The following is a 24,155-nucleotide window of genomic DNA, read 5'->3' on the forward strand; positions in this document are numbered from 1 at the left end:
TTGGCCTTTTACCTGCTATAAAGTTGGATTGATTCCAGAACATGCCCCTGCATCACTACTTCGATCTGGCGAGCAAGTTGCGCTGGGTCGTCAGCCATTCCGGTGGCAATCCAGTGCAGCAGATGCCCGACCACAGCCAGGGTGTAGTGATCGATGATGAACTGTCGATCCACCTCATCCAAATCGTATCCAGCGGAGAGCTCGGTCACGATGGCTGTCATCATTTCACGTAGCGATCGAAAGAAAAACTTCACTGTATTCCCAGTCTTGAGCGACTTGAGGATTGCCTGAACCTGGGTACGGTGTTCGTACATATACGTCATGAGCTGCTCAAATCCCTCGGCCCAAGCGTCGTAACGCGCATGAGCGAGGATATGCCGAGCAACCTCATCTTGGAATAGCCATTCGGCAGCATCGTATACGTCGTCGAAGTGATAGTAGAACGCCTGGCGAGTCACCCCAGCGCGAGTGGCAAGTCGGGCCACAGTGATGCGCGAAAGTTCGGTGTTGTGCAGCTCGCTTTTGAGCGCAGCAGCGAGAGCATCGCGAGCATCCATAGTTGCTACTTTACATAAGCGTCAAAATGTCTATATACAGTGCTTTCATCGAACCATAGGCTTAATAGATGAAATCACTTCCAACGGCGCGCTCCTTCTGGTCTGGGTGCAAGGCTCGCGCCCAAAATTCGAAATGAGGAACGTCATGTTCTTGTTTAGCGCCATCCCTTGGTATTCCTGGGGCGCCTGGCTACTAGTTCTAGCTGGTTTGATCGGGCTGAATGAAATTTCCCGTCGTTGGCGTGGCGCAGGTTGGGCTCTGTTCATAGCGCTGCCTATAGCGCTAACAATCTTCGTATGGCCTACTACTGCCGGCCCGGGATCATCCACCGGGACCTGGTTTCACTGGGTCAAAGTGTACTCCGCGCTGGCAGGATGTCTGGGTTTCATGGCGCTGCGCTACCACCCGAAGCTCGCAGCCAACAAGTGGGCGCAGGTTTTCCCTCCGTTCATCCTCGGGCTCAACATTCTGGAAGCCTGCATCCGTGACTTCCAAGTCGGCGCAATGAACGCGGACGGTGTGGTTGACGGCGTGTACATGGTGTCCGGCTCGTGGAACTATATGAACGGCATCGCCGGCCTGCTCAACCTCATCACAATTTGCGGCTGGACCGGCATCATTATCTCCCGCTCATCCACCAAAGACATGATCTGGCCTGACATGCTGTGGTTCTGGATCATCGCTTATGATCTGTGGAACTTCGCTTATGTGTACAACTGCGTCGGCGACCACTCGTTCTACGCAGGCGCTGCGTTGCTCATCTCCTGTACCATCCCGGCCTTCTTCATCAAAAAGGGCGCGTGGCTGCAGCATAGAGCTCACACCTTGGCATTCTGGATGATGTTCACGATGGCAGTGCCCAGCTTTGTGACAGATTCGAAGTTCTCCGTCGCAGCTTCACACGATCCGAAGGCTCTGTTCATCGTGTCCTTCATAGCGCTAGCAGCCAACATCGCTGTGTTCGGCTACCAGATGTATACCGCCATCACTCACAAGAAGAACCTGCTTCGGGACGAGCTATACACGCACCTTTCCGCCCATCACGATGTCCTCGTCTCCAATATTGCAGTTCCAGAATCATTCGAGGTTGCGGAATCTACAAAAAACAGAAAGCGCTCTGGCACCCATCTCATCTAATCGGTCACCCAGCAGCAAAACACCAACAGCCGCCCCGGGATAATTCACCAGGGGCGGCCAACGCTACTTCTTCCGCGCACCTGCTTTAACAACACGTTTAGTAGTCTGCTTCACGGCCTTCTTGGTTGGAGTCTTCTTCCGAGAGTTCTTTTTCGGAGCGCCTCCATCGGCAGCTTCTTTAGCCCGTCGCTCGGAAAGCAGCTCATTAGCACGCGCGTCGGTAAGCGTCTCTGGGTTGTCCCCCTTACGTAGGGATGCGTTGGTAGTGCCGTCGGTGACGTACGGCCCGAAACGGCCGTCCTTGACCTGCATTGGCTTTCCTGAGACATCGTTATCGCCAAGCACCTTCAGTGGTGCTGCAGCGGTGGCGCTGCGTCCACGACGCTTAGGCTCCGAGTAAATCCGGCGCGCTTCCTCCAAGGTTACGGTGAAGATTTGTTCTTCATTGGCCAGGGAGCGGGAGTCGCTGCCCTTCTTCAAATACGGGCCATAGCGACCATTCTGGGCTGTGATCGTCTCACCATCGGACGGATCAACGCCCACTTCGCGTGGCAAGGACAGCAGTCGCAGGGCATCTTCGAGAGTGACCGAGGATGGTTCCATGGTGGAAAACAGCGAAGCCGTTCCGGGTTTGAGGGTTTCCTCGATGATCTGGTTGATCCGCTTTTCTTTCTGCGTTGCCGCAGTCTTAGTGTCCCAGTTCTTAGCGCGCTTCCCCTCTGCTTTACGCTGCGCGTCTTCTTCGGCACGCTCTGCAGCCACGATCTCTTCAGCCTGCGCAGCAACGCGCTCGCGTTCCTCTGCCAAGACCTGCTCGGTCACATAGGGGCCATAACGGCCATCCTTTGCCACGATGGTGCGGCCATTCGCGGGATTAACTCCCAGTTCGCGGCCGCCTTGTGGGATGGCAAAAAGCTTCTCAGCGGCAGCGAGCGAAAGCTCATCAGGGGTAGTAGATTCCGGCAGATTTGCGCGCTGGTACTCCGGCTCGCCGTCAGCGTTCTTGCCAACGACCCGCTCCAGATACGGTCCGAAACGACCCACCCGGACCACGATGTCGCGGCCTTCAGAATCCACGAACAGGCGCAAAGAGTTCACTTCACGGGCGTCGATATGCTCGAGGTTGTCACCGACCAAGGACTTCAGACCGCCCTGGCGAGCAATCGAGTCAGCCATCTTTTCACTGGCCTCGGCGTTGCCGAAGTAAAAGCTGTTCAACCAGTCAGTTCGATCTTCATTACCAGCCGCGATCTCATCGAGTTCATCCTCCATCGAGGAAGTGAAGTCGTAGTCAACCAGGGAGGAGAAGTTTTGCTCCAGCAGCCCAACCACAGCGAAGGCGACCCAGGAAGGCACTAACGCATTACCGCGCGAGAACACATAGCCACGATCCTGGATCGTTTTGATGATCGACGCATAGGTCGATGGACGCCCGATACCGAGGTCCTCCATCTTCTTCACCAACGAAGCTTCGGTATAGCGGGCCGGCGGGTTCGTTGCGTGCCCTTCCGCCTTAATGTCCCGAGTGGCAAGAGCATCGCCCGCTGCCAGTGGAGGCAGGCGCTTCTCGGCGTTGTCAGCCACATCCCGACCATCCTCAAGCTGGGTGGTCTCCACATAGGCCTTGAGGAAGCCAGGGAAGGTGATGGTCCGGCCCGTGGCTGCGAATTCAACCCGTTCACCACTGGTTGCGGTACCCGCAATGGTCACCTTCATCGAGGTGCCGCGGGCATCGGCCATCTGGGAAGCGACGGTGCGCTGCCAGATTAGTTCATAAAGCTTGAATTCCTCGGCGTCGAGCTGGCCATGCAGCTGTCCCGGCGTAGCAAAAGTCTCGCCAGCTGGGCGGATCGCCTCGTGTGCTTCCTGCGAGTTCTTAACTTTGCGGGTGTACTGCCTTGGTTGGTCAGCCACGAACTTCTCGCCGTACAGCTCGCTGGCCTGCTGCCGCGCGGCCTGGATGCCGGACTGAGACAGCGTGGTCGAGTCGGTACGCATATAGGTGATGTGGCCGTTTTCGTAAAGCCGCTGCGCAATACGCATGGTGCGCTCCGAGGTGTAGTGGAGCTTGCGGCCGGCTTCCTGCTGCAGCGTCGACGTCATGAATGGTGGGTATGGGCGCCGCGTGTAAGGCTTCTCTTCGACGCTGTCCACCGACATGAGTTGGCCGTTCAGGGCGTCGGCAAGCTGCTTCGCTTTCGCCTCGTCGAGCACCACGACGCCCTTGCCCTTCAGCTCGCCGCGGTCGTTAAAGTCGCGCCCTTGGGCAACGCGCTGCTTATCGACGGCCGTCAGCCGCGCTGCGAATTCAGTCGGGTTCTCCGGGCTGGATTGCTTGTCCGTCGCGAGCTCGGCATTCAAATCCCAGTAACTTGCAGACTTGAAAGCCATCCGCTCGCGCTCCCGCTCCACGATGACGCGGGTGGCCACGGACTGCACTCGCCCGGCGGACAGTCGTGGCATGACTTTCTTCCACAACACCGGGGAGACTTCATAACCGTAGAGACGGTCTAGGATACGGCGGGTTTCTTGAGCATCGACGAGGTTATCGTCCAGCTCACGAGTATTTTCAGCCGCAGCAATAATCGCTGGCTTGGTGATCTCGTTAAACACCATGCGCTTTACCGGCACTTTAGGCTTGAGCACCTCAAGCAAATGCCAAGCAATGGCCTCGCCTTCACGGTCGGGGTCTGTTGCTAGCAGCAGCTCATCAACTTCTTTGAGCTTGGACTTAAGGTCCGCGACCTTCTTCTTCTTGTCCGAGCTGACCACGTACAGGGGCGCGAATCCATGGTCGGTGTCCACACCGAGACGAGCCCAGGATTCCTTCTTGTATTTGGTCGGCACATCCGCGGCACCCCGCGGAAGGTCTCGAATGTGACCGACGGACGCCTCGACGATGTAATCCTTACCCAGGTAAGGCTGGATCTTCTTCGCCTTAGTCGCCGACTCCACGATCACGAGGCGCTTGACGCCTGCATTCGAATCTGCCACCTTGCCAACTTTCTTTTCCGACTCCGGACCGAGCTTTTCTCCACTACCGTACACAGTTATATATGGCTCTACTACGCACTGGTCATGTTTTAGACAATTTCAGGGGCGAATATTGCTCGTCCGATCAACCAGAAAGGCCTTCGGTATCCGCTCCCAGGAGGGGTTCAGGCACAACAAAACCCGGCCCCTCCACAATGTGGAAGTGACCGGGCGATGCCAGAGAATTCTCTTAGATAGCGTTGACGTTCTGAGCCTGTGGGCCCTTTGCGCCTTCACCGATCTCGAACTCAACCTGCTGATTCTCCTCGAGGGTACGGAAACCGTTGCCCTGGATCTCGGAGTAGTGAACGAAGACATCTGCGGATCCATCAGCCGGAGCAATGAAACCAAAGCCCTTTTCAGCGTTGAACCACTTCACAGTACCCTGTGCCATATTAAAACCTTTTTCTTTCGAACGAAGCAGTATTCCCGCAATTTGAAGGGAGTACCGGGTCGTTGTGAACTCTCATTCACTCGAAAGAGAATGAGCGCTCGCAATAACAAAATCCTCTGCGAGCGCTATGTAACACTGCACTTGGAAAAGCTGCGACCGAGTTCCAGTGTGTCATGAAATTGGTGACGGCGATAGCCCTAAACTGGAAAAACAATCAAAAGCGCAGGTCAACACTCAAAAGAAATTTATTTCAACAGGCGAAAAAGGGACACTGATGGCCGAATTCCACACGATAGGCACTGAAATCGCTGACTTCATTCAGCGCCGGTACCCGCAATCCACCTGCACTCACCTGGAGACGATTCCGCCACGCCCTGCCGTCTATGCTGATTGGCCGGATTGGGTTTTTCCCGCCCTGCGGGCGCACCTAACAGACACCGGGATCAAGCAGTTGTTTTCCCATCAAGCCGAGGTGGCACAACGCGCCTTCGACGGGCAACACGCGGTGGTGTCCACTGGGACCTCCTCCGGCAAGTCGCTCGGCTACTTGCTACCGATCTTGTCTGCCCTGCAGGCAGATCCGACAGCGTGCGCATTGTATTTAACCCCCACAAAGGCCTTGGGCTCAGACCAGCTCAGCACCGCCTTGCGACTCACCAAGGACATCCCTGAGCTGCGCAACATCGCCCCTGCGCCTTATGACGGAGATACCCCAACCGACGCGCGCAGCGGCATTCGAGATTCCTCGCGATTCATTTTCAGCAACCCCGATATGGTGCACGCTTCACTGCTAGCAAACCATGTGCGGTGGGGGCGCCTGCTACGCCACTTAAAATTCGTGGTGATCGACGAATGCCACAGCTACCGCGGGGTGTTCGGGGCACATGTTGCCCTGGTCATCCGGCGCCTGCGACGTATTGCTGCCAGCTATGGCAGTGAGCCGGTTTTCATCCTCGCTTCCGCCACCGCCACGGACCCAGGCGAGCATGCGGAAAACCTCATTGGCTCCCCCGTGCATGCGGTCACCCAGGACGGCGCTCCAACAGGTGCGCGAACGGTCATGCTGTGGGAGCCCGGGCTTATCGACGGCGCAGAAGGAGAAAACGGGGCACCTGTGCGCCGTTCCGCGACGAGCGAAGCTGCAGGCATCATGGCCAGCGCCATTTCCGAGGGGGCTCGCACACTCACTTTTGTCCGTTCCCGCCGTGGGGCCGAAGTGGTGGCGCTGCGGACTGCCGAAGAACTCACACTGCTGGGAAAACCCGACTTTGCGCACCGTGTAGCTTCTTACCGGGCCGGCTATCTTGCGGAGGATCGACGCCGCCTCGAACACATGCTTGATGACGGCTCGTTGCTTGGTGTCGCCACAACCAATGCCCTCGAGCTAGGTATTGACATTGGTGGCTTGGATGCCGTCGTAACTGCCGGATTCCCCGGCACGATAGCCTCCTTCTGGCAGCAAGCTGGCCGGGCGGGTCGCCGTGGACAGGGATCGCTGGTGGTGTTTGTCGCCCGCGATGAGCCGCTGGACAACTACCTCATCCACCATCCGGAGGCGCTGCTTCAGCGTCCCATTGAGCGGGTCATCTTCGACCCAAAGAATCCATTCGTGTTGCGGGGCCATGTCTATTGCGCCGCAATCGAAAAGGCCCTCACAGCGGCCGACATTGCCATGTTTGGGGCAGCCGAAGTTGTCCGACAGCTTGAATCTGAGGGGCTGCTGCGGCGCCGCCCCCACGGTTGGTTTGCCGTGACTGCTGCAGATGCCAACGCCCTGTCCCCGGATACGGCCCATCAGCTGCTCGGTCTCCGCGGCAGCTCGACTGCCGAAGTACTGATCGTAGAATCCACCACCGGTCGAGTGTTGGGCACCATCGATTCCGAGCGTGCGCCTGCTCAGGTACACCCCGGTGCTGTGTACATGCACCAGGGTGAAACGTACGTGATTCAGGAACTACACCTCGACGATCACCTTGCCCTTGCTGACCCTGAGACCCCGGACTGGTCTACTTTCTCTCGCAGCAGCACCGACATTCGAATCATCGACGGCCCGGGAGAAAACATCCGGGAGCTCGGTGGCGGGGTATGGGTTGCCGCAGTGGATGTGGAAGTTACCACCCAGGTCACCTCTTATGTAACCAAGCTTGCCGACGGCACCGTGCTCGACTCCGTTGCACTCGACATGCCAGCGCAACGACTCATCACACGCGCTGTGACCTACACCGTGGACCCGCTGACGCTATCCTCGCTCGGCATCTCAGCAGCCGATATCCCCGGCACCCTGCATGCGGCAGAACACGCTGCGATCGGCATGCTGCCACTGCTAGCCACTTGCGACCGCTGGGATATCGGTGGGGTTTCCACCGCGCAACACCCAGACACGGGACTACCAACCGTCTTCGTTTACGACGGTCACCCCGGCGGGGCAGGCTTTGCCGACCACGGCTTCCAACGCTTCCAGGAGTGGATCACAGCCACTTTTGAGACAGTCCGCTCCTGCACTTGCGACAGTGGCTGCCCGTCGTGCGTGCAGTCTCCCAAGTGTGGGAACGGCAACCAGCCACTGAACAAGGCTGGCGCAATCAGTCTCCTCGGCGCCTTGGTATCACTGCACGCCTAGGACTCACACTGGCCCGGCGCGCGAGGTTGCTTGGCGCCCCCGGATCTCCGCTCTCACCTCCACATCCACGTTGTCCACCCGACACGAGGCCAGCTCGGCACCATTACGTTCAGCTGTCTCACGGGCTCGTTCGCATGGCTGCGAAGACGCATCGAAGGCCGCATGAGCCCCGGCTAGCGCTGCGCCTTCCGCTGCCACTTGAGCTTGGTGCGCAGCAATTACTCCGCGCGCAGCTACGGCGATGACTAACAGCAGCGCGATGAGCGCGGCAATTGCTCCCGCAGCAGTAATCGTGATGTTTCCTTCCTCACCACGCGCTGTCACGATGTGGCCATTTCTGCTGGGTACACCGCACTTGCGGAGATCGGCACCACGCCAGTGTCAATGGAAACCGTTGCAGTCGCCCACGTGCCGTCACTGCTCAGCGCCACCTCACCACGCTCGGGTTCAAAAGTCTCCCCTAGGGAATGTGCTCGCGCTGCGGCTCCCGCCATGTCCACGGCAGCGATGTAGCTAGCTAGCGTGATCATGGCGGACACCACCAGCAACGTCACGGTCACAATCCCCGCGAGGCCAAAGGCCGCTTCGATGGTGACTGAGCCGTTGTCGTCGAGAAGCGCGCTAGGCCGGTGTGTTGGACAGCGCATCTGTCAGGATGTTTTGGATAGCTGTTACCACTTGGTCGCCGTTGACAACGGTGTACAGCACTGCAGCCAGGGCGGCCGCCGCGAGGGAGCCCATCGCGTACTCAATTGTGCTCATACCCTCCTCGTCGCGGATGAACGTGGTTACGGTGCTTGAGATTTTTCGGAACATTGCTTTCTCCTTGGATTAGGGAATCATAGTGGCAGTTAGATTGATGACGATTGGTGCCAGCCCGAGAATGAAGAAGGCGGGCAGGAAACACAGGGCCAGCGGTAGGGCGATGAATACGCCTGCCCGCTCTGCGGCCGCGGTGGCGCTATCTGATGTTCGTTGCCTGATGTCCTCTGCGATGCGGACGCAGGAAGTTGCCAGTGCGCTGCCCGAACGTTCGGATATCTTTGCCACGCGGGCTACTTCCGCAAGCTCTGTGGCATCCCGCATGGGAGTCCAGGCAGTACGCGCATCGACGCCGATGGCCAGCATCGCGGCGACGCTGGACCACTGCTGCCGGGCCGTTCCACTCACGTCAGCTACTACTTCGGCAGCAACTGCAAGGGTGGCACCAGAAGCCAGGCAGGCGGCAAACAGTTCTATGTCAGCGGCATGGCTGAGGGCTTGGTACGGACCATCACGTGCCCGCACTGTTGGTTCGGCCCGCGTGCGTATTCTCGTGGCCGCCTTAGGGGCAGCGACGAGGAGGCTGAGGGCGCACCACACTGTCCACATCATCGCGTACCACCAGCTGCTCGAGTCACGATCAGTTCAACCCACACGAAGCCCGTGCAGGCCAAACTGGTGCCGCTGAGCAACAATGCGGCACCAGTAGTGGTCCCCGTCAAAAAACTCACCGGATTGGCGCCCATCGCGGCACCCATTCCGATACCTGCGAGTGGCAGCAGGGCCAAAATGGTCGCAGTTGCCCGTGGACCTTGTAGTGCGGCCACTGTGGCCCGCTCATGGCGCACTGCCGCATCAATGCGTTGCTGCATATGACGTAATAGGGTTGATACCCCGATGCCGCGTCGTTCTGCGACGGACCATAAGCGTCCCGTCGCGCGCAGGTCAGAGAACTCTGCTGGGGCCTCCAACAAAACGGTAGCGACACTCGCGCCTGCGGCGCAGCGCCGCGCAGCTAGTGTCACCACGTCGCGCATGGCCATCGGTATCGTTGCGGGCGGCTCGGACGCGACATGCGCCCACGACTGTTGCGGTGAAGCCCCACCCTTGATGTTTTCAGCCAGACTTCCCACTATCGCTGCGGTCGCTTCGGCTGCCTGACGACGCCGCTTTTCTTTTAGTCGTTGGCGCAGAATCCATCCGATTGTCAGGCCCACCATCAGAGCGCTGACGGCCACTCCAGCGCCGTGGTAGAGCACGAATCCCGCGAACGGTATCGCCAAGATCGGAGCTGCCGGAAGTCGGTTCTCCGATGGACGTATCCGGCGAATCGGGGCTGCCGCTTCAAGTATTTCCGCGATAGCCACCGCCATGAGCTGCATACTTATCATGTGGCAGTTCCCCGTAATGGAAATATCTGATCATCACTTTTCCATATAGTTTCTATCTGCAATGGAAAACCGGACACTTTCGCAATCTCTGAAACGCGTCGTCCCACATGGGACTTCTCCATCACAACGATGTAGCGCACAGCAGCCGAAAACTGCCGTTGCAACGCCTCCGCGCCAAGACCTCCTAACATCGCGAGCGCCTCCATTCGGGCAGGCACTTCACGAGCTGAGTTGGCATGCACCGTCCCGGCACCGCCGTCATGGCCGGTATTGAGCGCAGCAAGCAGATCCACTACCTCTGCGCCGCGAATCTCGCCCAACACAATACGATCTGGCCGCATCCTTAGCGCCTGCTTAAGCAGGTCCGCCATACTCACCGCACCCTCTCCCTCAATGTTCAAGTTGCGTGTCACCAAGTTGAGTACATGCGGATGCAGCGGGCGTAGCTCAGGGGTGTCCTCGATACAGATGATCCGCTCACGTTCAGGAACCTCGGCCAGCAGCGCCGAAAGGAGCGTTGTTTTACCAGATCCTGTACCTCCCACCACGAGAAAGGAATGCCGCTGCTCTATCACCGAGCGCAGCACCCCAGCTGCTTCAACCGTCACCGTGCCCGCGTCCACCAATTGGGTCAACCTAAGCGCGGCCTGGCGAAGCACCCGCAAGGAAATGCAGGTGCCGGCTTCGCTTAGTGGCGGGACAATGGCGTGGATTCGGATGCTCGTGCCGTCGTCACGCAATAGTCGCCCGTCTGCGTAGGGTTGGGCGTCGTCCAGGCGGCGACCACAGGCCACGGCGAGCCGAACTGCAAGCTGGCGTACTTGCTCCTCAGATTCAAAGGTGAGCTCGGCCTGCTCCAGCCCCTCACCGCGGTCAAACCACACTTCAGTGGCACCGTTAACCAGCACGTCTGTCACCCCCGGAATCCCCAGTATCCGATCAAGGGGCCCAGCGCCATGCGATTCTTGGCGGACAATTCGCAGCACATCGAGCAAATCAAGATCACTGATAACGCCAGCCTCCTCGCGCACAATTGCCGCAACATCGGCGGCATTTACCCCGCCGCCCTCCCGCGGCCGGGAAGCAAGCCGTACGTGGATGCGGTCTATCAACCCCGAATCAATACTCATTGGGAAGACACCGCCTCCCGCACCAACCGCGCCGCCTGCCGCAGTGATCGTGGGACACGTACCATGCCTCGCAACTCAATGCTCTTCGCTAGGCCAGCTACCGTAGGGATTGCTGCAGCTACCTCAACACCGCCTAGCGTTGCCACCTCCGCCTCATCCAATCCGGACCACCCGCGATGCCGCACAACACACACGATCGAGGCGCCGCAGCCCGCAGCCCGCAATGCGGTGAGCTCAGCGACCACAGCCGCTACCGCCCGCAGTTCTGCCGGGACGAGCACCACTAACGCACCGAGCTTTTGCACCACGTCCTGAGCCTCGAGCAAATGTCTTGGTAGATCCACCACTGTGGGCTGGCCCCGTACCGATTCCACAGCTGCGGCAACGGCGGAGGCAGAAACACTGGCAACTGTCCCTCTGCCGCGCGCCACGGTGAGCACCCTAACCCCCTGTGCCTCTGGCAAGGCCTGCAAGAGATCATCACCGTCGACCGGTCCGTGCTCCAAGCTCAGATCATTCCAACGCGCCCCGAGACACTCTTCAGCCCCAAGCAAAAGGTCAAGACCACCTGAAAATGGATCTGCGTCAATGAGCACCGCACCAGCACCAAGTTCTTGCGCCAGTGCCGATGCAAAAACACTGGTCCCGCAACCACCCACCGCGCCCACCACACCGATCGCCAAAGCTGAGGAATGCTGTTCTCGTGGCCGTTGCCCCAGTGCGCGCAGCAGGTCGGGCGCCTGTGCGGGAACTACGAAGCCATCAGTAGCTCCGCACCGTAGCGCCAGCTGCCAATCGACCGGCCCCGGATCCCCGGCAACGAAAAACACCCGTGGTTGTTCAAGTGCCATCCCCAATTCGCTGGCCATCTCCCTGTCCAGCAGCACTGCGTCAGCGCGAGGCGCAGCGCTCCGCAATGTGGCTACGGCAGTCGCGTCGACAATGCTGCGTCCCGTCGCTGCTGCGATGTGCATCACCTCAGGATGTAGGGCTGGATCTGCGACTGCAACCACAATGCTTGACTTCATGCAGCTAGGATGACGCAGCTTTTGCGCTCCGGGGCACCCCTGCGGCCAGAGCTGTGGATAACCCGAGCGATTGTGGCCAGTTCAACATTTCTTTGTGGATAACGCACCCCAGGTTCAGCCAAAGCACTTAGGGAGCGATTACAAAGAAAAGGCGACGGCCCGCGCTTCGGGGGGGTTGCGCGGGCCGTCTATTTTCTTACCCGACAACAGGGGGGTCGTGCCGGGGCTGGCCACACGGTATATCGGGGCCCTGCATCGGTAATTATACACGCCACATGAACCAACACAATGAACGGAATCGCTTTTGTCCTCACCTCAACCAAACTGTGATAACTGCAGGAAGTTGCTGACAGGAGCAGCGACGCCCGGCCAGCCAGCTACGACTCCAGTTACACTAGGTAGTTGTGAAATCCGAAGGCCTAAACACTGCCGTGACTGCAAGCACCGAGCTCCAGTCCCCACGTGTCGCTGCCTTTTTTGACCTGGACAAAACGATCATTGCCACGAGCTCCGCATACGCATTCGGCAAGGAGTTCATAGGCAGCGGGCTCATCTCGCCTCGCGCTGCCCTCCAAATGAGTTTGGCCCAAGCAACCTACATCCTTGCAGGCCACACCAGCGAACAGATGGACAACACCCGCGACCAGCTGACCACGATGATCGCGGGCTGGGAGATCGCACAAGTGCGCCAGATCGCGGAAGAGACGATGAAAAACGTGGTATCTCCGGCGATCTACGCAGAGGCCAGGGACCTCATCAACTTCCACCAGAACCTGGGCCATGACGTCATCATCATCTCCGCCTCTGCCACAGAGCTGGTGGCCCCCATCGCGAAAGAACTTGGAGTAGATCAGATCGTAGCCACCGAGCTTGCGACCAAGGACGGTGTCCTCACCGGCGAAGTGTTGTTCTACGCGAAAGGGCCCGCGAAGGCCAATGAGATCCGGAGACTCGCAAAAGAACACGGCTACGACCTCGACCGAAGCTTCGCCTATTCCGACTCCTCAACGGACATCCCGATGCTGGAATGCGTCGGCAATGCCGTGGCGGTGAACCCCGATCGTGCGTTGCGTCGTGCAGCAATCGCCAACAACTGGGAGATCAAGTCCTTTAAGAACCCAGTGCCCCTGTTTACTGTCCCAACCACGCGGGAAGTTTCTATCGGAACTGGAGTGGTTGCTGGCGTCGCCGCGCTCACGGCCGGCGGGATTTGGCTCTACAAAAACAACAAAGGCACAGCCTGAGCGGCACCCCAAAGTCAACCTCCACAGGAAACCTGCGTTTATAACCTCTGAGACTGTTACGTGTGCGAGTTGTTGCAAAGCTGCAACTTTGCAGTTCAGCTGGCCTGCGATATTTCCCGCAACGCTCCGCACGAAAACCGGCAACTAAACCATGAAGATGAGGCTAGCGAACGGCCGTGCCAGAAACGGTTTCTGCAGGTAGGACGTCGATAAGCGCGGCGGAAATCACTGCGCCGGGCCGCAACCAATTTCGTGCCCTCAAACCCACAGCACTGGAGGTACGGCGCCGGTAGCACCGCGGCGGTGCGCGCCCAGACACTAGGCTCTATCTCCCTGCCGATCGCTCTGCGCAGGCTAATATATAACTAGTTGTTCGCACCAGCGCGATTTTCGTGGCACGATTGACTGCAGGCTTTATAACAAACATCGCAAAACTGATTTTGGAGGATTACCGTGAGCAATGCCAAGGGGCTATACACCGCAGGCGACGATAACTTCGCCCCTCGGGTGAACGCTATCCCTCTTTCCGATGTGGATTCCCGCGCAGCGGGCCAGGGCTCCATTGGTGACCTGGTGAGCGACGCGACTGCACAAATGTCGAGCCTGTTCCGCGCCGAGGTGGAGCTCGCCAAGACCGAGATCGCCGACAGCGCTAAGAAGGGTGCCATCGGTGGAGGCTTGTTCGGCGCCGCAGGCACGATCGCGCTCTACAGCTCGTTCTTCTTTTTCTTCTTCCTCGCCGAGCTACTGGACCTGTGGGTACAAACCTGGGCCGCTTTCCTTATCGTCTTCCTGATCATGCTGGCTCTCGCGGGCATCCTCGCTTTCGTCGGCCTGAAGAAGGTCAAGCAGGTTAAGGCCCCGGCAAAGACGATCGAGTCTGTGCAGGAAATGAAGAACCTGGTCCCCGGACAGGCCACTAAGAAGCTCGAAGCTAAGAATCACGGCCTGTACTCCTAGGTACGAACGGCCCGCGCCCGCCTGCTGTTCAAGGTGGGCGTTTTTCGTGGCCACCCACAATTATGAAGAAGATTTCCCCCACCGAACTGGCGCTTCCGGGCCCTTTCGAACACGAGCTAGTGCACACCCGAGGCACACGGCTACATGCCGCCGTGGCGGGCGATACTGCCCGGCCGTTACTCCTGCTGCTGCATGACTGCCTCGGTGGCTGGTTCGATTTTCGCCACGCCATTGCGCCGGCTGCCCAGCACTTCCACGTCGCAGCGATGTCTGCCCGTGGCTTTGACCTGTCCGACAAACCACCTAGCGGCTATTCCATGCGGCACGCGGTGGGGGACGTCAACGGCATGATCCGAGCGCTGGGCCATGGCGCAGCTACTGTGGTGGCGGTGGGGTCCGCAGCCCGCGTGGCGACGACCCTCGCGGCCAATTACCCAGAACGCGTCCGCGGACTCCAGCTAATAGATCCCCTGACCCCACGCAACCCGCTACAAAGCCGCCTCCGCGTTCTGCACGCACGCGCCTGCCAACGGCTTCCCGAACAAGTAGCGCTCCGCTCATTACTCCCACATCACGACGCCGAACTCAGGCGTCTGCGCGCCCTGTCTTATGCAGTGGGCGGTACGCAACAACCTCGCGTCCGGCATGCGCGGCTCGCGCTAGTACCGCTGCCGCTGAATTGGACAGCCCAACCTGAGCTTCACATCCATCAGCTCACCGGGATGCCCTTCCTTAAGAATCCGGAAGAGTGGGCAGAGAGCCTGCGGACTATTTGAGTACGCATTCCTGGGTGTTCACGGTAGCGGTGAGCGCCGTGTAGTCACCAATGGTCTGCATGATTTCTTCCTTAGTCAACGCATATCCAGTATCGGTAGTGTCCGCGGCAGCGCCGAAGATCATTCCGAGCAGCTCACCATCTGCTGTAGTGAGCGGGCCACCCGAATTGCCCTGCCGCACGGAGCCGCGCAGTGTGTATGCCTCACGGTCCAGCCGGCTTCCTGCGTAGATATCTGGCCCGTTGATGGTGATGCGATCGCGGATGCGGGCCGAGGTAGCAGTGAAGGGGCCGGAGCCTGGGTAGCCCATGACAACGGCGTCGGCACCCGTTTCTGCCGGTTCCGATGCCCACTGCAGCGGCTCAAGTCCGAGGCCGGGCGCATGCAGCACTGCAACATCCACTCCTGGGTCATAAAGCACCACGGTGGCCTCTCGTACGCCCAGCACGGTATCCAGTTCCACAGACTCGGTACCGGCTACTACGTGGGCGTTAGTGAGCACATAGTCATCGGATACGACGAAGCCTGAGCCGGAGAGTGTGTGTCGGCATTTCGCTGCTTGTCCAGTAACGTGCACAACCGAATCGCGCAGGTCCTCGACCATGGCGCGGTTCTCCACCTCAATGCGTGGTGCTGCCACCTCGGCGGAGGATGCCGCCTCAAATGGAGAAAGCAGCGGCGGGAGACCGGACTCATTCAGCATGGCCGAGATCTGGTTCGGCAGTGCGTGCAGCTGCGCCGGGGCGAACCTGTCCACCCCTTGCAGAATCTTTGAGCCAGAGATACCCCGGGCTATGGACCCAGGAGCTGCGGTAGCGAGCGGGATCGCGATGAGCCAGGCAACGATCAATGTCGCCAGCACCTGAAAAACCGAGCCGACAGCGGAATCAATGCGCTGCGCAGACTTGGTCCGCATGTTCTGCCGCAGCCGTCCCCCGATGACTCCACCTAGCATGTTGCCGATGCCGATGAGCAGCAGCACTGTGCCGAGGGCAAGCAAGAAGCGAAAGGCAGTGCTTTCGGTATAGCTCATCACGAGCGGCGCGGCTGCGGCTCCGCACACCAGGCCGAGAATGACACCTATCGTTGACAGCACCGAGGAGAAAGCTCCTTGGCGCCAGCCCGTCACAAGTGCACCACACAGTGCGAGCCCCAAAAGCACATCGACGATCACACCGGGGTTGTCTGTTAGATAGGTGGGCACGAGACTCCTGCATCAGCCATGAACAAAAACTACTTGACTCATCTTACGGGTTTAAGGCTCATTGTTTCGAGAGCTACGCAACGCAGTCCGCAAATCTATTTCAATGGGGTCCCAGGGCTCCTCCCACCCCGCGAAGCGCATCGTCGCAGCTAACAAGCCGCCCGTGAAGCCCCACACCACATATCCTCGGTGCCAAAATGCAGGTCCGACCCAATCACCATTGCGCACCAAAAAACGATTGGTGGGGCGGGCAAGCTCGCTTATCGACGCCCGAAAGATGTCGTCGTTTTCCAGCGGGCTGACCACGGGCAATTCCCGCGGCTCATGCCAAAACCCGAGGACCGGCACCACCGGATTGCCAGTGGCATGTATCGCCAATGGTGCTAGTTCTGCGACTGGAGTGACGGTACGTCTATCCAAACCGGTCTCTTCCCAGGCCTCTCGAAGTGCACCATCAATCGCACCACTGTCGTCTGGATCAATACGGCCGCCGGGAAACGCGATCTGCCCAGAATGCGAACGCATAGTGGGCGTGCGATGAGTGAGTAAAATTTCCGCCTCTGCGGCGGTGCGTCCAGAAAAGAGCATGAGCACGGCAGACATCTGGGCTTGGGACCGTGCGGCCGCTCGTGCCCGCTGGCTCAGCCCACCGTGGATGCTCCCATCACGGGCGGTATCCACGAGGGTTTTCATCCAGGTAGGCGCATCAGCGGGACGCAATGCGGTGTTGAATCCAGGCAGATCGCTCATCGGCTCAGCGCCCCGCTCACCGCCCGATCCAGTTCCTCCGGGGAGACAAAGACAGCCGGGAATGACTGCAGCAACTCCCCCTCCGGGCTGATCACAACGGTGATGGGGACAACTCCCGGCAGGCCATGCGTGCCAGCAAACTGGTTCGCGTCGTCTTGGTAACTCGGAATCTTGATACCGAGTTCATTCAGCATGGCTGCCCCGTTGGCTGCGTTGGTGTCTGCATGGACCCCAACAACGTTCCACTCCGGGTGAGCCTCGGCGAGGGCGTCGAAAAGCGGCAGTTCCTGGCGGCACGGCCCGCACCACCACGCCCACACATTGACCACAGTCGGCTTGGCTTCCAACTGTTGTGTTTGTCCACCGAGGCATGGCAATTCCACCCGCCCTACGGAACCTGTTGGGCAATCGGGCCGCGGCTGGACTTCGGACTGTGGTTCGGGTTGCGCAGGCTCGGTATCAGTCTGCAGCATGCCAGGAACCACAAAGACCAGCGCAACCAGGATCGCCGCACTGACGATGACTGTCCACACCGTGGTCTTGTTCATTATTCCTCCGTCACCAGCCGCAGCAGATGCTCTCGTTCCGGTCCCTTGATCAATTTCGCCGCATCTACCAAGTCTGCTGGGCCCGCAATCCCAAAGCTAGGGCACAGCTTAGCGATGTAGCACGCACCGCACCCAGCCTTTCGACTATGGCACACGCGTCGACCATGGTAGATCAAGCGGTGCGACACCATGGTCCACTCGGATGGCTCGATGAGCTGCATGATGTGCTTTTCGACGGCCACCGGATCCTTTTCGGTTGTGAGTCCAAGCCGACGCACCAGGCGCCCGAAGTGAGTATCCACCGTCAGCCCTGGCACCCCGAAGGCATTGCCTAGCACTACGTTTGCTGTTTTCCGCCCCACCCCTGGCAGTGTGATTAACTCTGCCAGGGTGCGCGGCACCTCGCCACCAAAGTCATCACACAGTTGTTGTCCGAGGCTGATGAGGGCTTTTGCCTTGTTCCGATAGAAGCCGGTCGGCCGAATGAGCTCTTCTACCTCGGCCAACTGTGCCGATGCATAAGCCTCCGCTGTCGGATAGGTAGCAAAGAGTTTGGGGGTTACTTGATTTACCCGGACATCAGTGGTTTGCGCAGACAGCACCGTAGCTACCAGGAGCTCCAGCGGGTTACGGAAATCCAATTCCGCTTTGGCGTCTGGGTAGCAGGTGGCCAGCATACGATTGATGCGGCGCGCCCGTCGCTTCAGCGCCAGTGGGCTTTCCGGTTTCACCTGTTTCACCTTGGCCATAAGCCTTAGCTTAACCGCGCGGAGGCTGAGAACGTATAGTTGGCAATTATGGGCATTCTCTTCGCAATTCTCACCCCGGTTGTTGTCGCAGTTTTCGCGATGCAAATGGAGCGATTCGAGACGTTCTCAACCCGCTCTTCCGAACCTGTCACCGATCCTGCTGCATGAACGCTCACATGAGCGCTCTCGTGTTGCACTTGTCACAACACTTCGTGCACAATCTAAATAAGAACGAGTAAAGTCTTATCAGAGCTCTTGCGCGCGCCTCCAAAAAAGAGTAGTCACACTTTGACTACCGGCGCGCCATAGGTTTAGTAGAAGGAGAAGTGATTTGGAAGGCGTACAGGACATCCTGTCACGTGCTGGCATTTTCCAGGGCGTAGATCCAATCGCAGTAAACAGCTTGATCCGCGACCTGGAAACTGTCCGGTTCCCTCGCGGCACTACGATTTTCGAGGAAGGCGAACCCGGAGATCGCCTCTACATCATTACCTCCGGCAAGGTGAAGCTGGCCCGCCACGCAAACGACGGTCGTGAGAATCTCCTCACGGTGATGGGCCCATCCGACATGTTCGGTGAGCTTTCCATCTTCGACCCAGGCCCACGCACCTCTTCAGCCGTGTGTGTTACTGAAGTTCAGGCGGCAACCATGAACTCCGAGATGCTGCGCAGCTGGATCGCCCAGTACCCGGAGATCTCCGAGCAACTGCTCCGTGTCCTGGCCCGACGTCTCCGTCGCACCAATGCTTCTCTGGCTGACCTCATTTTCACCGATGTTCCTGGGCGCGTCGCCAAGACCCTCCTGCAGCTCGCCAATCGTTTTGGCGCGCAAGAAGGCAATGCGCTTCGTGTTAACCACGACCTCACGCAGGAAGAGATCGCCCAGCTGGTCGGCGCTTCTCGCGAAACCGTAAACAAGGCACTAGCAACCTTCGCGCAGCGTGGCTGGATCCGCCTCGAGGGCAAATCCGTGCTCATTACTGACGCTGAGCACTTGGCTAAGCGCGCTCGTTAATAGCCGCAAGCCCCTGCCGCCAGCCTTCATTGGGGCTGGCGGCTTTTGCGTCCCCAACCCAAAAATCCCGCTGCCGGCACAAAAGCCAGCAGCGGGACTATCCAAAAACTTAAGCTACAGCGAATCCAAATAACGCACGGTCACCCGGGTGGACTGCGCCGCAGCACCACGCAACACCGGATCAACGTCAGTATAGATGTGGTCAACGAGTTCTGCGATGCTCGCGTCGTCGCCAAGCGCAGCACGGGCGTCGCGCACCTGCTGGAGCCGTTGCTCACGGCGGTCGATGTACTTTCGCGCCAAAGCTGCAGCATTAGGGTTCTCTGGCCCATGGGCTGGCAACAACATGACGTTCTCCCCACGCTCTTCAAGCATGCGCAGCGAAGACAGGTAAGCACCAAGTTCGCCGTCAGTTTCAGAAATCATGGTGGTGTGCCGACCGACGATGGTGTCTCCGGAGACGATGCCCTCAAGAGTGGAGGAACCAACTTCCCCGCTCCAGATGAAGAAACAAGCGGAATCGCTGGTGTGCCCCGGGGTGTGCACGACCTCGATCTGCGGGGTCACGCCGGGCACAGAGATGATTTCACCATCAACCAGTTTTTCACCGCCGCGACAGTAGGAGACATCGAAGCCTCGCACCGGCACACCACTGAGCTGCCGAAACCTGTCGATGGAATCAGCGTGATCGTGGTGACGGTGGGTGATCAAGGTCAGCGCCACGTTGCCAGCTTTTTGTTGCACAACGTTAAGGTGGCCCTCGTCCTCAGGACCTGGATCAATGACGATGCTCGCTGCATCTTCAGGGGCGCGGATGACCCACGTATTAGTGCCCTCAAGTGAGCTGTACCCAGGGTTTGGGCACAGCACAACGGCAGCGGATTCAGTAACAGGACGTAGTTGACTGTAAGCAGGATGCTCCATAGATACCAGCTTAATCATTTACTCAGGATTAGCGACTGAGCTAACCGGCGATTTCAACCACAATCTCAATTTCTACTGGGGCTCCAAGCGGAAGCTCATACACCCCAACAGCCGAACGAGCATGACGGCCAGCCTCACCGAAGATCTCTCCCAACAAGTTGGACGCGCCGTTCACTACGCCTGGCTGCCCACCAAAGCCTTCAGCGGAGGCGACAAAGCCAACCACTTTGAGCACACGCGTGACGTTATCGATGCCCACCACGGCATCGATTGCGGCCAACGCATTCAGAGTGGCAGTGCGTGCCAGTTCTTCCGCTGCTTCCGGAGTTACTTCTGCCCCGACCTTGCCGGAAGCGAGTAACTGACCGTTCTTGAATGGCAGCTGGCCAGAAGTCCACACTTGGTTCCCCGCTTGGACAGCTGGAACATAAGACGCGACTGGTGCAGCTACTGCCGGCAGTTCGATGCCGAGTTCCTTGAGACGCTCAGAGATCACTGCTTCACTCGCTTCATGTAAGCGACGACATTCTCCGGGTTAGGACCAGGCACAACGGAGACGAGCTCCCAGCCATCTTCACCCCAAGTGTCAAGGATCTGTTTTGTTGCATGCGTCAACAGTGGAACGGTGGCGTATTCCCAAGTAGTCATGCTTATATTCCTACCAGTTCCCCTCCCGAGGCGAGATACTCGGCCCAACTAGTGATGTGTGGATTCTTGCGCAAGAGGGCGCGGCGCTGCCGCTCAGTCAGACCACCCCATACCCCGAACTCGACTCGGTTATCCAAGGCATCCGCGCGACACTGCAGCATGACAGGACAATGGCGGCAAATTGCTGCGGCGCGTCGTTGGGCTGCCCCGCGCACGAACAACGCGTCCGGATCCCCATCTCGACACTTCGCGAACGTGACCCACTCCCCACGGTCGATTAACTGCTGTTCAGACACTAACGATGCAGTCATGTCTCGGCCTCCTCGAGTCGCACACCAATATTATGCATGTAAGTGTATTCACTCGGTTTGCAGAATGTCGAGTGCGTCACACGAATGGGGGTCTGCCTTTTCAGGTTTATTGCGTAGGGTATTAGGGGTGTCCAGTTTGAAGTCAATGTCTAAGGCCCTCGGCGCAGTGGTCGTAGCCGGTGTTGCCGGTGCCCTCGCGCTTACCCCCGTTGCAAGCCTTTCGGGTGTGGCAATTGCCCAGACCGAAACAACGATGCAGTCGAACCTTTCGGATTTGACCGACGGAACAGCCCCAGGAGTGTCCACGATTACGGACATTTCTGGCGCTCCGATCGCTTGGGTATATGACCAATATCGCAGAGATGTCCCTTCAGAACAGATTTCTCCGAACATGAAAAAGGCGATTGTTGCCATCGAAGACCGCCGCTTCTACGAGCACGATGGCGTCGACTGGCGTGGCACCGCCCGCGCGATGGTGACAAACCTCACCTCCGGTTCCGTCGAACAGGGCGCATCCACACTCAACCAGCAGTACGTCAAAAATTATCTCCTGCTGGTCGATGCGGAAACCGAAGCGGAACAGGCCGCAGCCACCGAGACGAGCTACACCCGTAAATTACGGGAAATGCGCATGGCTTCCGATCTGGAAAAGCACCTGTCCAAGGACGAAATCCTCACCAGGTACCTCAATATCGTGCCTTATGGCAACGGCGCTTTCGGCATCGAAGCCGCTGCCCAAACCTACTTTGCTAAACCTGCCAGCCAACTCAGCGTTCCCGAATCAGCGCTACTCGCTGGCATCTTGCAGTCTTCCTCCGCGCTGAACCCGTTTACTAACCCCGAGGGGATGACGGAGCGCCGTAATCAGGTCCTCGATGCCATGGTCTCCACGGGCGATCTCACTCGGGAGCAGGCCGTCCAGTTCCAGGCCGAGCCACTTGGCATTCCGGAGGCTCCCAACCGGCTACCGAATGGTTGCATCGCTGCTGGCGATCGCGGTTTCTTCTGCGATTATGCACTGAAATACCTCGAGGGTCATGGCCTCGACCCGAAGCGGATTACGCGCGATGGCCTCACCATCAAAACAACCCTGGACCCACAGGTGCAGGATGCCGCCCACAAAGCGGTCACAGGGCAGACGAACCCCCAGGCTGCAGGGGTCGCGGAGGTCATGAATGTAGTCGAGCCGGGCACCGAATCTCGCCGCATCCTCGCGATGACCTCCTCGCGTGACTACGGCCTAGATCCCGAACAAAACCAAACGGTTCTCCCACAACCTGTCAGCCGCGTAGGCAACGGTGCCGGTTCAGTCTTTAAGATCTTCACCGCTGCTGCCGCGATCGAACAGGGCATGGGCATCGAGACGGTACTAGACGTGCCGAAGCGCGTAGAAGTGCGGGGGATGGGCAATGGCGGTGCGGACAACTGCCCTGCGGGCTCCTATTGCGTGGAAAACTCCGGCGCTTTCAAACCGCAGCTGACTCTCAAACAAGCGTTGGCGCAATCTCCTAACACCACCTTCATCAAGCTCATCGAGCAGGTGGGAGTTAAGGAATCTGTCGATATCGCGGTGCGCCTCGGCCTTCGCGATTACACAGAAGCCGGCAGTTTCGACGGCGAAGCCTCCATCGCGCAGTTCTTCACCGACAACAACTTGGGTTCATTCGTCCTCGGCCCAACGGCCGTAAATCCGCTGCAGCTCTCCAATGTTGCCGCCACTTTGGCATCCGACGGCACGTGGTGCGAACCCAGCCCGATTGAGGCCGTCACCGACCGTAATGGCGCCCCAGTAGAGCTTAAGAAGACTCCTTGCGAGCAGGCAGTGGAGCCCAAGGTTGCACATGCGCTTTCCGACGCCATGAGCGATGACATCAAAAACGGCACCGCAGCCCCCGCAGCAAGTAACTTCGGCTGGCGCGTGCCAACGGCTGGCAAGACCGGCACCACCGAGTCACACCAATCTGCCGCGTTTATGGGCTTTAACTCCAATTTTGCAGCTGTGCCGTACATCTACAACGATGGCACTCAAACCACGCCGCTGTGCACCGCACCAGTGCGACAGTGCTACGAAGGCACTCTCTTCGGAGGCATGGAACCGGCCGCGTCCTGGATGGCAGCAGCATCCAATACCCCCAACGCCGCCTCCGGCTCTCTGAATCGCGCGGCACCAGAGCTGGTCAAGGGTAAGACACAAGCCATTGCAGACCAGGTCACCGGCAAGGATCCGAATTCCGCTAAGGCGCTGCTACAGAGCCAGGGATACCAGGTAGACACAGAGACCGTAACCGGGCCTTCAAACCAGAAGGGCAAGGTCATCAACGTAAAGTTGGCCAACCTCCGGGACGCGAAGCCCGCAGTCACCCTGCTGGTATCTGACGGCTCCCAGCGAGCAGCTCCGGCGCCGCGAAACGAGATCCCGGGAGCTCCCGGGCCAGCACCGGCCCCGCCACCGATTCCGGATCTCGGCGCGATGCTCGATGACTTCTTAAGACAGAACGGACTGTAAGCCGAGCTAGGAAAGCGCCGCGCGCACCGCGGTGGACAGGCGTTTGCCGTCGACACGCCCGGCGGCCTGCTTGGTTGCAGCCTGCATGACAGGCCCCATCTTTGGCTCGTCCATGCCGGCGATGACGCTGGCGACCAGGGCTGCGAGCTCCTCGTCAGTGAGCTGTTGGGGCTGGTAAGCGGCCAGGATTTCAGCTTCTGCTTGCTCGTTATCGGCGAGTTCCTGTCGACCGGCATTGGCGTACACCTCGGCAGATTCCTTGCGCTTCTTGATCTCACGGGCGATCAGCTTGAGGATCGCCTCATCATCGATCTCATGCTTCGTGCCGGATACCTCCTCGGTTTGGATTGCAGCAAGCAGCATCCGCAGCGTATTGGTGCGCTGCTTCTCGCGGGCTTTCATCGCTTCTTTGAGATCTGCACGGATCTGGTTCTTTAGGTCGCTCATAACCTACAAGAATACGCACC

General features: G+C 58.9%; 26 protein-coding genes. 7 read left to right on the forward strand and 19 right to left on the reverse strand.

Features of this window, described 5'->3' with window-relative positions; translation table 11 throughout:
* Positions 1-8: 8 nt before the first annotated feature.
* The gene (locus WG915_RS08940) at positions 9-557 is read right to left on the reverse strand and encodes a TetR-like C-terminal domain-containing protein (protein ID WP_339565038.1); all 549 of its coding nucleotides are present in this window, start codon (positions 555-557) and stop codon (positions 9-11) included.
* A gap of 145 nt (positions 558-702) precedes the next feature.
* Here WG915_RS08940 and WG915_RS08945 point away from each other — a divergent pair, with 145 nt between their 5' ends.
* Entirely contained in the window at positions 703-1,695 is a 993-nt protein-coding gene (locus tag WG915_RS08945; protein WP_339565039.1) for a DUF5692 family protein, read from the forward strand.
* A 63-nt stretch (positions 1,696-1,758) separates the two neighbouring features.
* On the opposite strand, the gene topA is transcribed toward WG915_RS08945, so the two are convergent.
* Positions 1,759-4,689: a type I DNA topoisomerase gene (topA, locus tag WG915_RS08950; RefSeq protein WP_339565040.1), complete on the reverse strand. Its 2,931-nt coding sequence runs from the start codon at positions 4,687-4,689 to the stop codon at positions 1,759-1,761.
* Positions 4,690-4,918: 229 nt separating this feature from the next.
* On the reverse strand, positions 4,919-5,122 hold the full coding sequence (locus WG915_RS08955; protein WP_339565041.1) for a cold-shock protein: 204 nt from the start codon (positions 5,120-5,122) through the stop codon (positions 4,919-4,921).
* Positions 5,123-5,396: 274 nt separating this feature from the next.
* Here WG915_RS08955 and WG915_RS08960 point away from each other — a divergent pair, with 274 nt between their 5' ends.
* On the forward strand, positions 5,397-7,742 hold the full coding sequence (locus WG915_RS08960; RefSeq protein WP_339565042.1) for a DEAD/DEAH box helicase: 2,346 nt from the start codon (positions 5,397-5,399) through the stop codon (positions 7,740-7,742).
* Positions 7,743-7,745: 3 nt separating this feature from the next.
* Here the strand turns inward: WG915_RS08960 and WG915_RS08965 are convergent, their stop codons facing one another.
* The 7 genes from WG915_RS08965 to ssd are packed head-to-tail and all read right to left on the reverse strand — an operon-like array spanning position 7,746 to position 12,053.
* A complete protein-coding gene (locus tag WG915_RS08965) occupies positions 7,746-8,066 on the reverse strand; it encodes an Rv3654c family TadE-like protein (RefSeq protein WP_339565043.1) in 321 nt (106 codons plus the stop codon).
* Positions 8,063-8,389: a hypothetical protein gene (locus tag WG915_RS08970; protein ID WP_339565044.1), complete on the reverse strand. Its 327-nt coding sequence runs from the start codon at positions 8,387-8,389 to the stop codon at positions 8,063-8,065. The genes WG915_RS08965 and WG915_RS08970 overlap by 4 nt, the downstream gene beginning before the upstream one ends.
* Complete coding sequence (locus tag WG915_RS08975; protein ID WP_339565045.1) at positions 8,364-8,558, reverse strand: DUF4244 domain-containing protein; 195 nt, start codon at positions 8,556-8,558, stop codon at positions 8,364-8,366. Before WG915_RS08975 ends, WG915_RS08970 begins: the two co-directional genes overlap by 26 nt.
* A 15-nt stretch (positions 8,559-8,573) precedes the next feature.
* Positions 8,574-9,116 carry a type II secretion system F family protein gene (locus WG915_RS08980; protein WP_339565046.1) on the reverse strand — a complete coding sequence of 181 codons (543 nt, stop codon included), beginning with the start codon at positions 9,114-9,116 and terminating at the stop codon, positions 8,574-8,576.
* On the reverse strand, positions 9,113-9,895 hold the full coding sequence (locus tag WG915_RS08985; protein ID WP_339565047.1) for a type II secretion system F family protein: 783 nt from the start codon (positions 9,893-9,895) through the stop codon (positions 9,113-9,115). Before WG915_RS08985 ends, WG915_RS08980 begins: the two co-directional genes overlap by 4 nt.
* Positions 9,892-11,025 carry a TadA family conjugal transfer-associated ATPase gene (locus tag WG915_RS08990; RefSeq protein WP_339565048.1) on the reverse strand — a complete coding sequence of 378 codons (1,134 nt, stop codon included), beginning with the start codon at positions 11,023-11,025 and terminating at the stop codon, positions 9,892-9,894. Before WG915_RS08990 ends, WG915_RS08985 begins: the two co-directional genes overlap by 4 nt.
* Positions 11,022-12,053 (reverse strand): septum site-determining protein Ssd, encoded by a 1,032-nt coding sequence (gene ssd, locus WG915_RS08995; protein WP_339565049.1) that lies wholly within the window; start codon positions 12,051-12,053, stop codon positions 11,022-11,024. The genes WG915_RS08990 and ssd overlap by 4 nt, the downstream gene beginning before the upstream one ends.
* A 404-nt stretch (positions 12,054-12,457) precedes the next feature.
* Between ssd and WG915_RS09000 the strand changes: the two genes are divergently transcribed.
* The 3 genes from WG915_RS09000 (at position 12,458) to WG915_RS09010 (ending at position 15,033) form a co-directional block, all read left to right on the forward strand.
* Positions 12,458-13,297 (forward strand): HAD family hydrolase, encoded by an 840-nt coding sequence (locus WG915_RS09000; protein WP_339565050.1) that lies wholly within the window; start codon positions 12,458-12,460, stop codon positions 13,295-13,297.
* Positions 13,298-13,750: 453 nt separating this feature from the next.
* Positions 13,751-14,257 (forward strand): phage holin family protein, encoded by a 507-nt coding sequence (locus tag WG915_RS09005; RefSeq protein ID WP_339565051.1) that lies wholly within the window; start codon positions 13,751-13,753, stop codon positions 14,255-14,257.
* Positions 14,258-14,319: 62 nt separating this feature from the next.
* Entirely contained in the window at positions 14,320-15,033 is a 714-nt protein-coding gene (locus WG915_RS09010; protein WP_339565052.1) for an alpha/beta fold hydrolase, read from the forward strand.
* Here the strand turns inward: WG915_RS09010 and WG915_RS09015 are convergent.
* The 4 genes from WG915_RS09015 to nth form a co-directional block, all read right to left on the reverse strand.
* On the reverse strand, positions 15,026-16,207 hold the full coding sequence (locus WG915_RS09015) for a MarP family serine protease (RefSeq protein ID WP_339565125.1): 1,182 nt from the start codon (positions 16,205-16,207) through the stop codon (positions 15,026-15,028). The two genes, WG915_RS09010 and WG915_RS09015, sit on opposite strands and share 8 nt — an antisense overlap.
* A gap of 81 nt (positions 16,208-16,288) precedes the next feature.
* Complete coding sequence (locus WG915_RS09020) at positions 16,289-16,987, reverse strand: NUDIX hydrolase (protein WP_339565053.1); 699 nt, start codon at positions 16,985-16,987, stop codon at positions 16,289-16,291.
* Positions 16,984-17,535 (reverse strand): TlpA family protein disulfide reductase, encoded by a 552-nt coding sequence (locus tag WG915_RS09025; protein WP_339565054.1) that lies wholly within the window; start codon positions 17,533-17,535, stop codon positions 16,984-16,986. Before WG915_RS09025 ends, WG915_RS09020 begins: the two co-directional genes overlap by 4 nt.
* Positions 17,535-18,284 (reverse strand): endonuclease III, encoded by a 750-nt coding sequence (gene nth, locus WG915_RS09030; RefSeq protein ID WP_339565055.1) that lies wholly within the window; start codon positions 18,282-18,284, stop codon positions 17,535-17,537. The genes WG915_RS09025 and nth overlap by 1 nt, the downstream gene beginning before the upstream one ends.
* 331 nt (positions 18,285-18,615) lie before the next feature.
* Here nth and glxR point away from each other — a divergent pair, with 331 nt between their 5' ends.
* Complete coding sequence (glxR, locus tag WG915_RS09035; RefSeq protein ID WP_339565056.1) at positions 18,616-19,299, forward strand: CRP-like cAMP-activated global transcriptional regulator GlxR; 684 nt, start codon at positions 18,616-18,618, stop codon at positions 19,297-19,299.
* Positions 19,300-19,413: 114 nt separating this feature from the next.
* Here the strand turns inward: glxR and WG915_RS09040 are convergent, their stop codons facing one another.
* Genes WG915_RS09040 through WG915_RS09055 form a run of 4 tightly spaced genes read right to left on the reverse strand, consistent with a single transcriptional unit; the run spans position 19,414 to position 21,182 of the window.
* Entirely contained in the window at positions 19,414-20,241 is an 828-nt protein-coding gene (locus tag WG915_RS09040; RefSeq protein WP_339565057.1) for an MBL fold metallo-hydrolase, read from the reverse strand.
* 22 nt (positions 20,242-20,263) lie between these two features.
* Positions 20,264-20,719, reverse strand: coding sequence for a RidA family protein (locus tag WG915_RS09045; protein WP_339565058.1), 456 nt, complete (start codon positions 20,717-20,719; stop codon positions 20,264-20,266).
* The gene (locus WG915_RS09050) at positions 20,716-20,871 is read right to left on the reverse strand and encodes a hypothetical protein (protein ID WP_339565059.1); all 156 of its coding nucleotides are present in this window, start codon (positions 20,869-20,871) and stop codon (positions 20,716-20,718) included. The genes WG915_RS09045 and WG915_RS09050 overlap by 4 nt, the downstream gene beginning before the upstream one ends.
* Positions 20,872-20,873: 2 nt before the next feature.
* On the reverse strand, positions 20,874-21,182 hold the full coding sequence (locus tag WG915_RS09055) for a WhiB family transcriptional regulator (RefSeq protein WP_339565060.1): 309 nt from the start codon (positions 21,180-21,182) through the stop codon (positions 20,874-20,876).
* Positions 21,183-21,309: 127 nt separating this feature from the next.
* On the opposite strand from WG915_RS09055, the gene WG915_RS09060 reads away from it, so the two are divergent.
* Positions 21,310-23,688: a transglycosylase domain-containing protein gene (locus WG915_RS09060; RefSeq protein WP_339565061.1), complete on the forward strand. Its 2,379-nt coding sequence runs from the start codon at positions 21,310-21,312 to the stop codon at positions 23,686-23,688.
* A gap of 6 nt (positions 23,689-23,694) precedes the next feature.
* On the opposite strand, the gene WG915_RS09065 is transcribed toward WG915_RS09060, so the two are convergent.
* Positions 23,695-24,135: a GatB/YqeY domain-containing protein gene (locus WG915_RS09065; protein WP_339565062.1), complete on the reverse strand. Its 441-nt coding sequence runs from the start codon at positions 24,133-24,135 to the stop codon at positions 23,695-23,697.
* Positions 24,136-24,155 lie beyond the last annotated feature (20 nt).

Origin of the sequence: Corynebacterium sp. H128, assembly GCF_037482625.1 — a bacterium.
Classification (GTDB): Bacteria; Actinomycetota; Actinomycetes; order Mycobacteriales; family Mycobacteriaceae; genus Corynebacterium.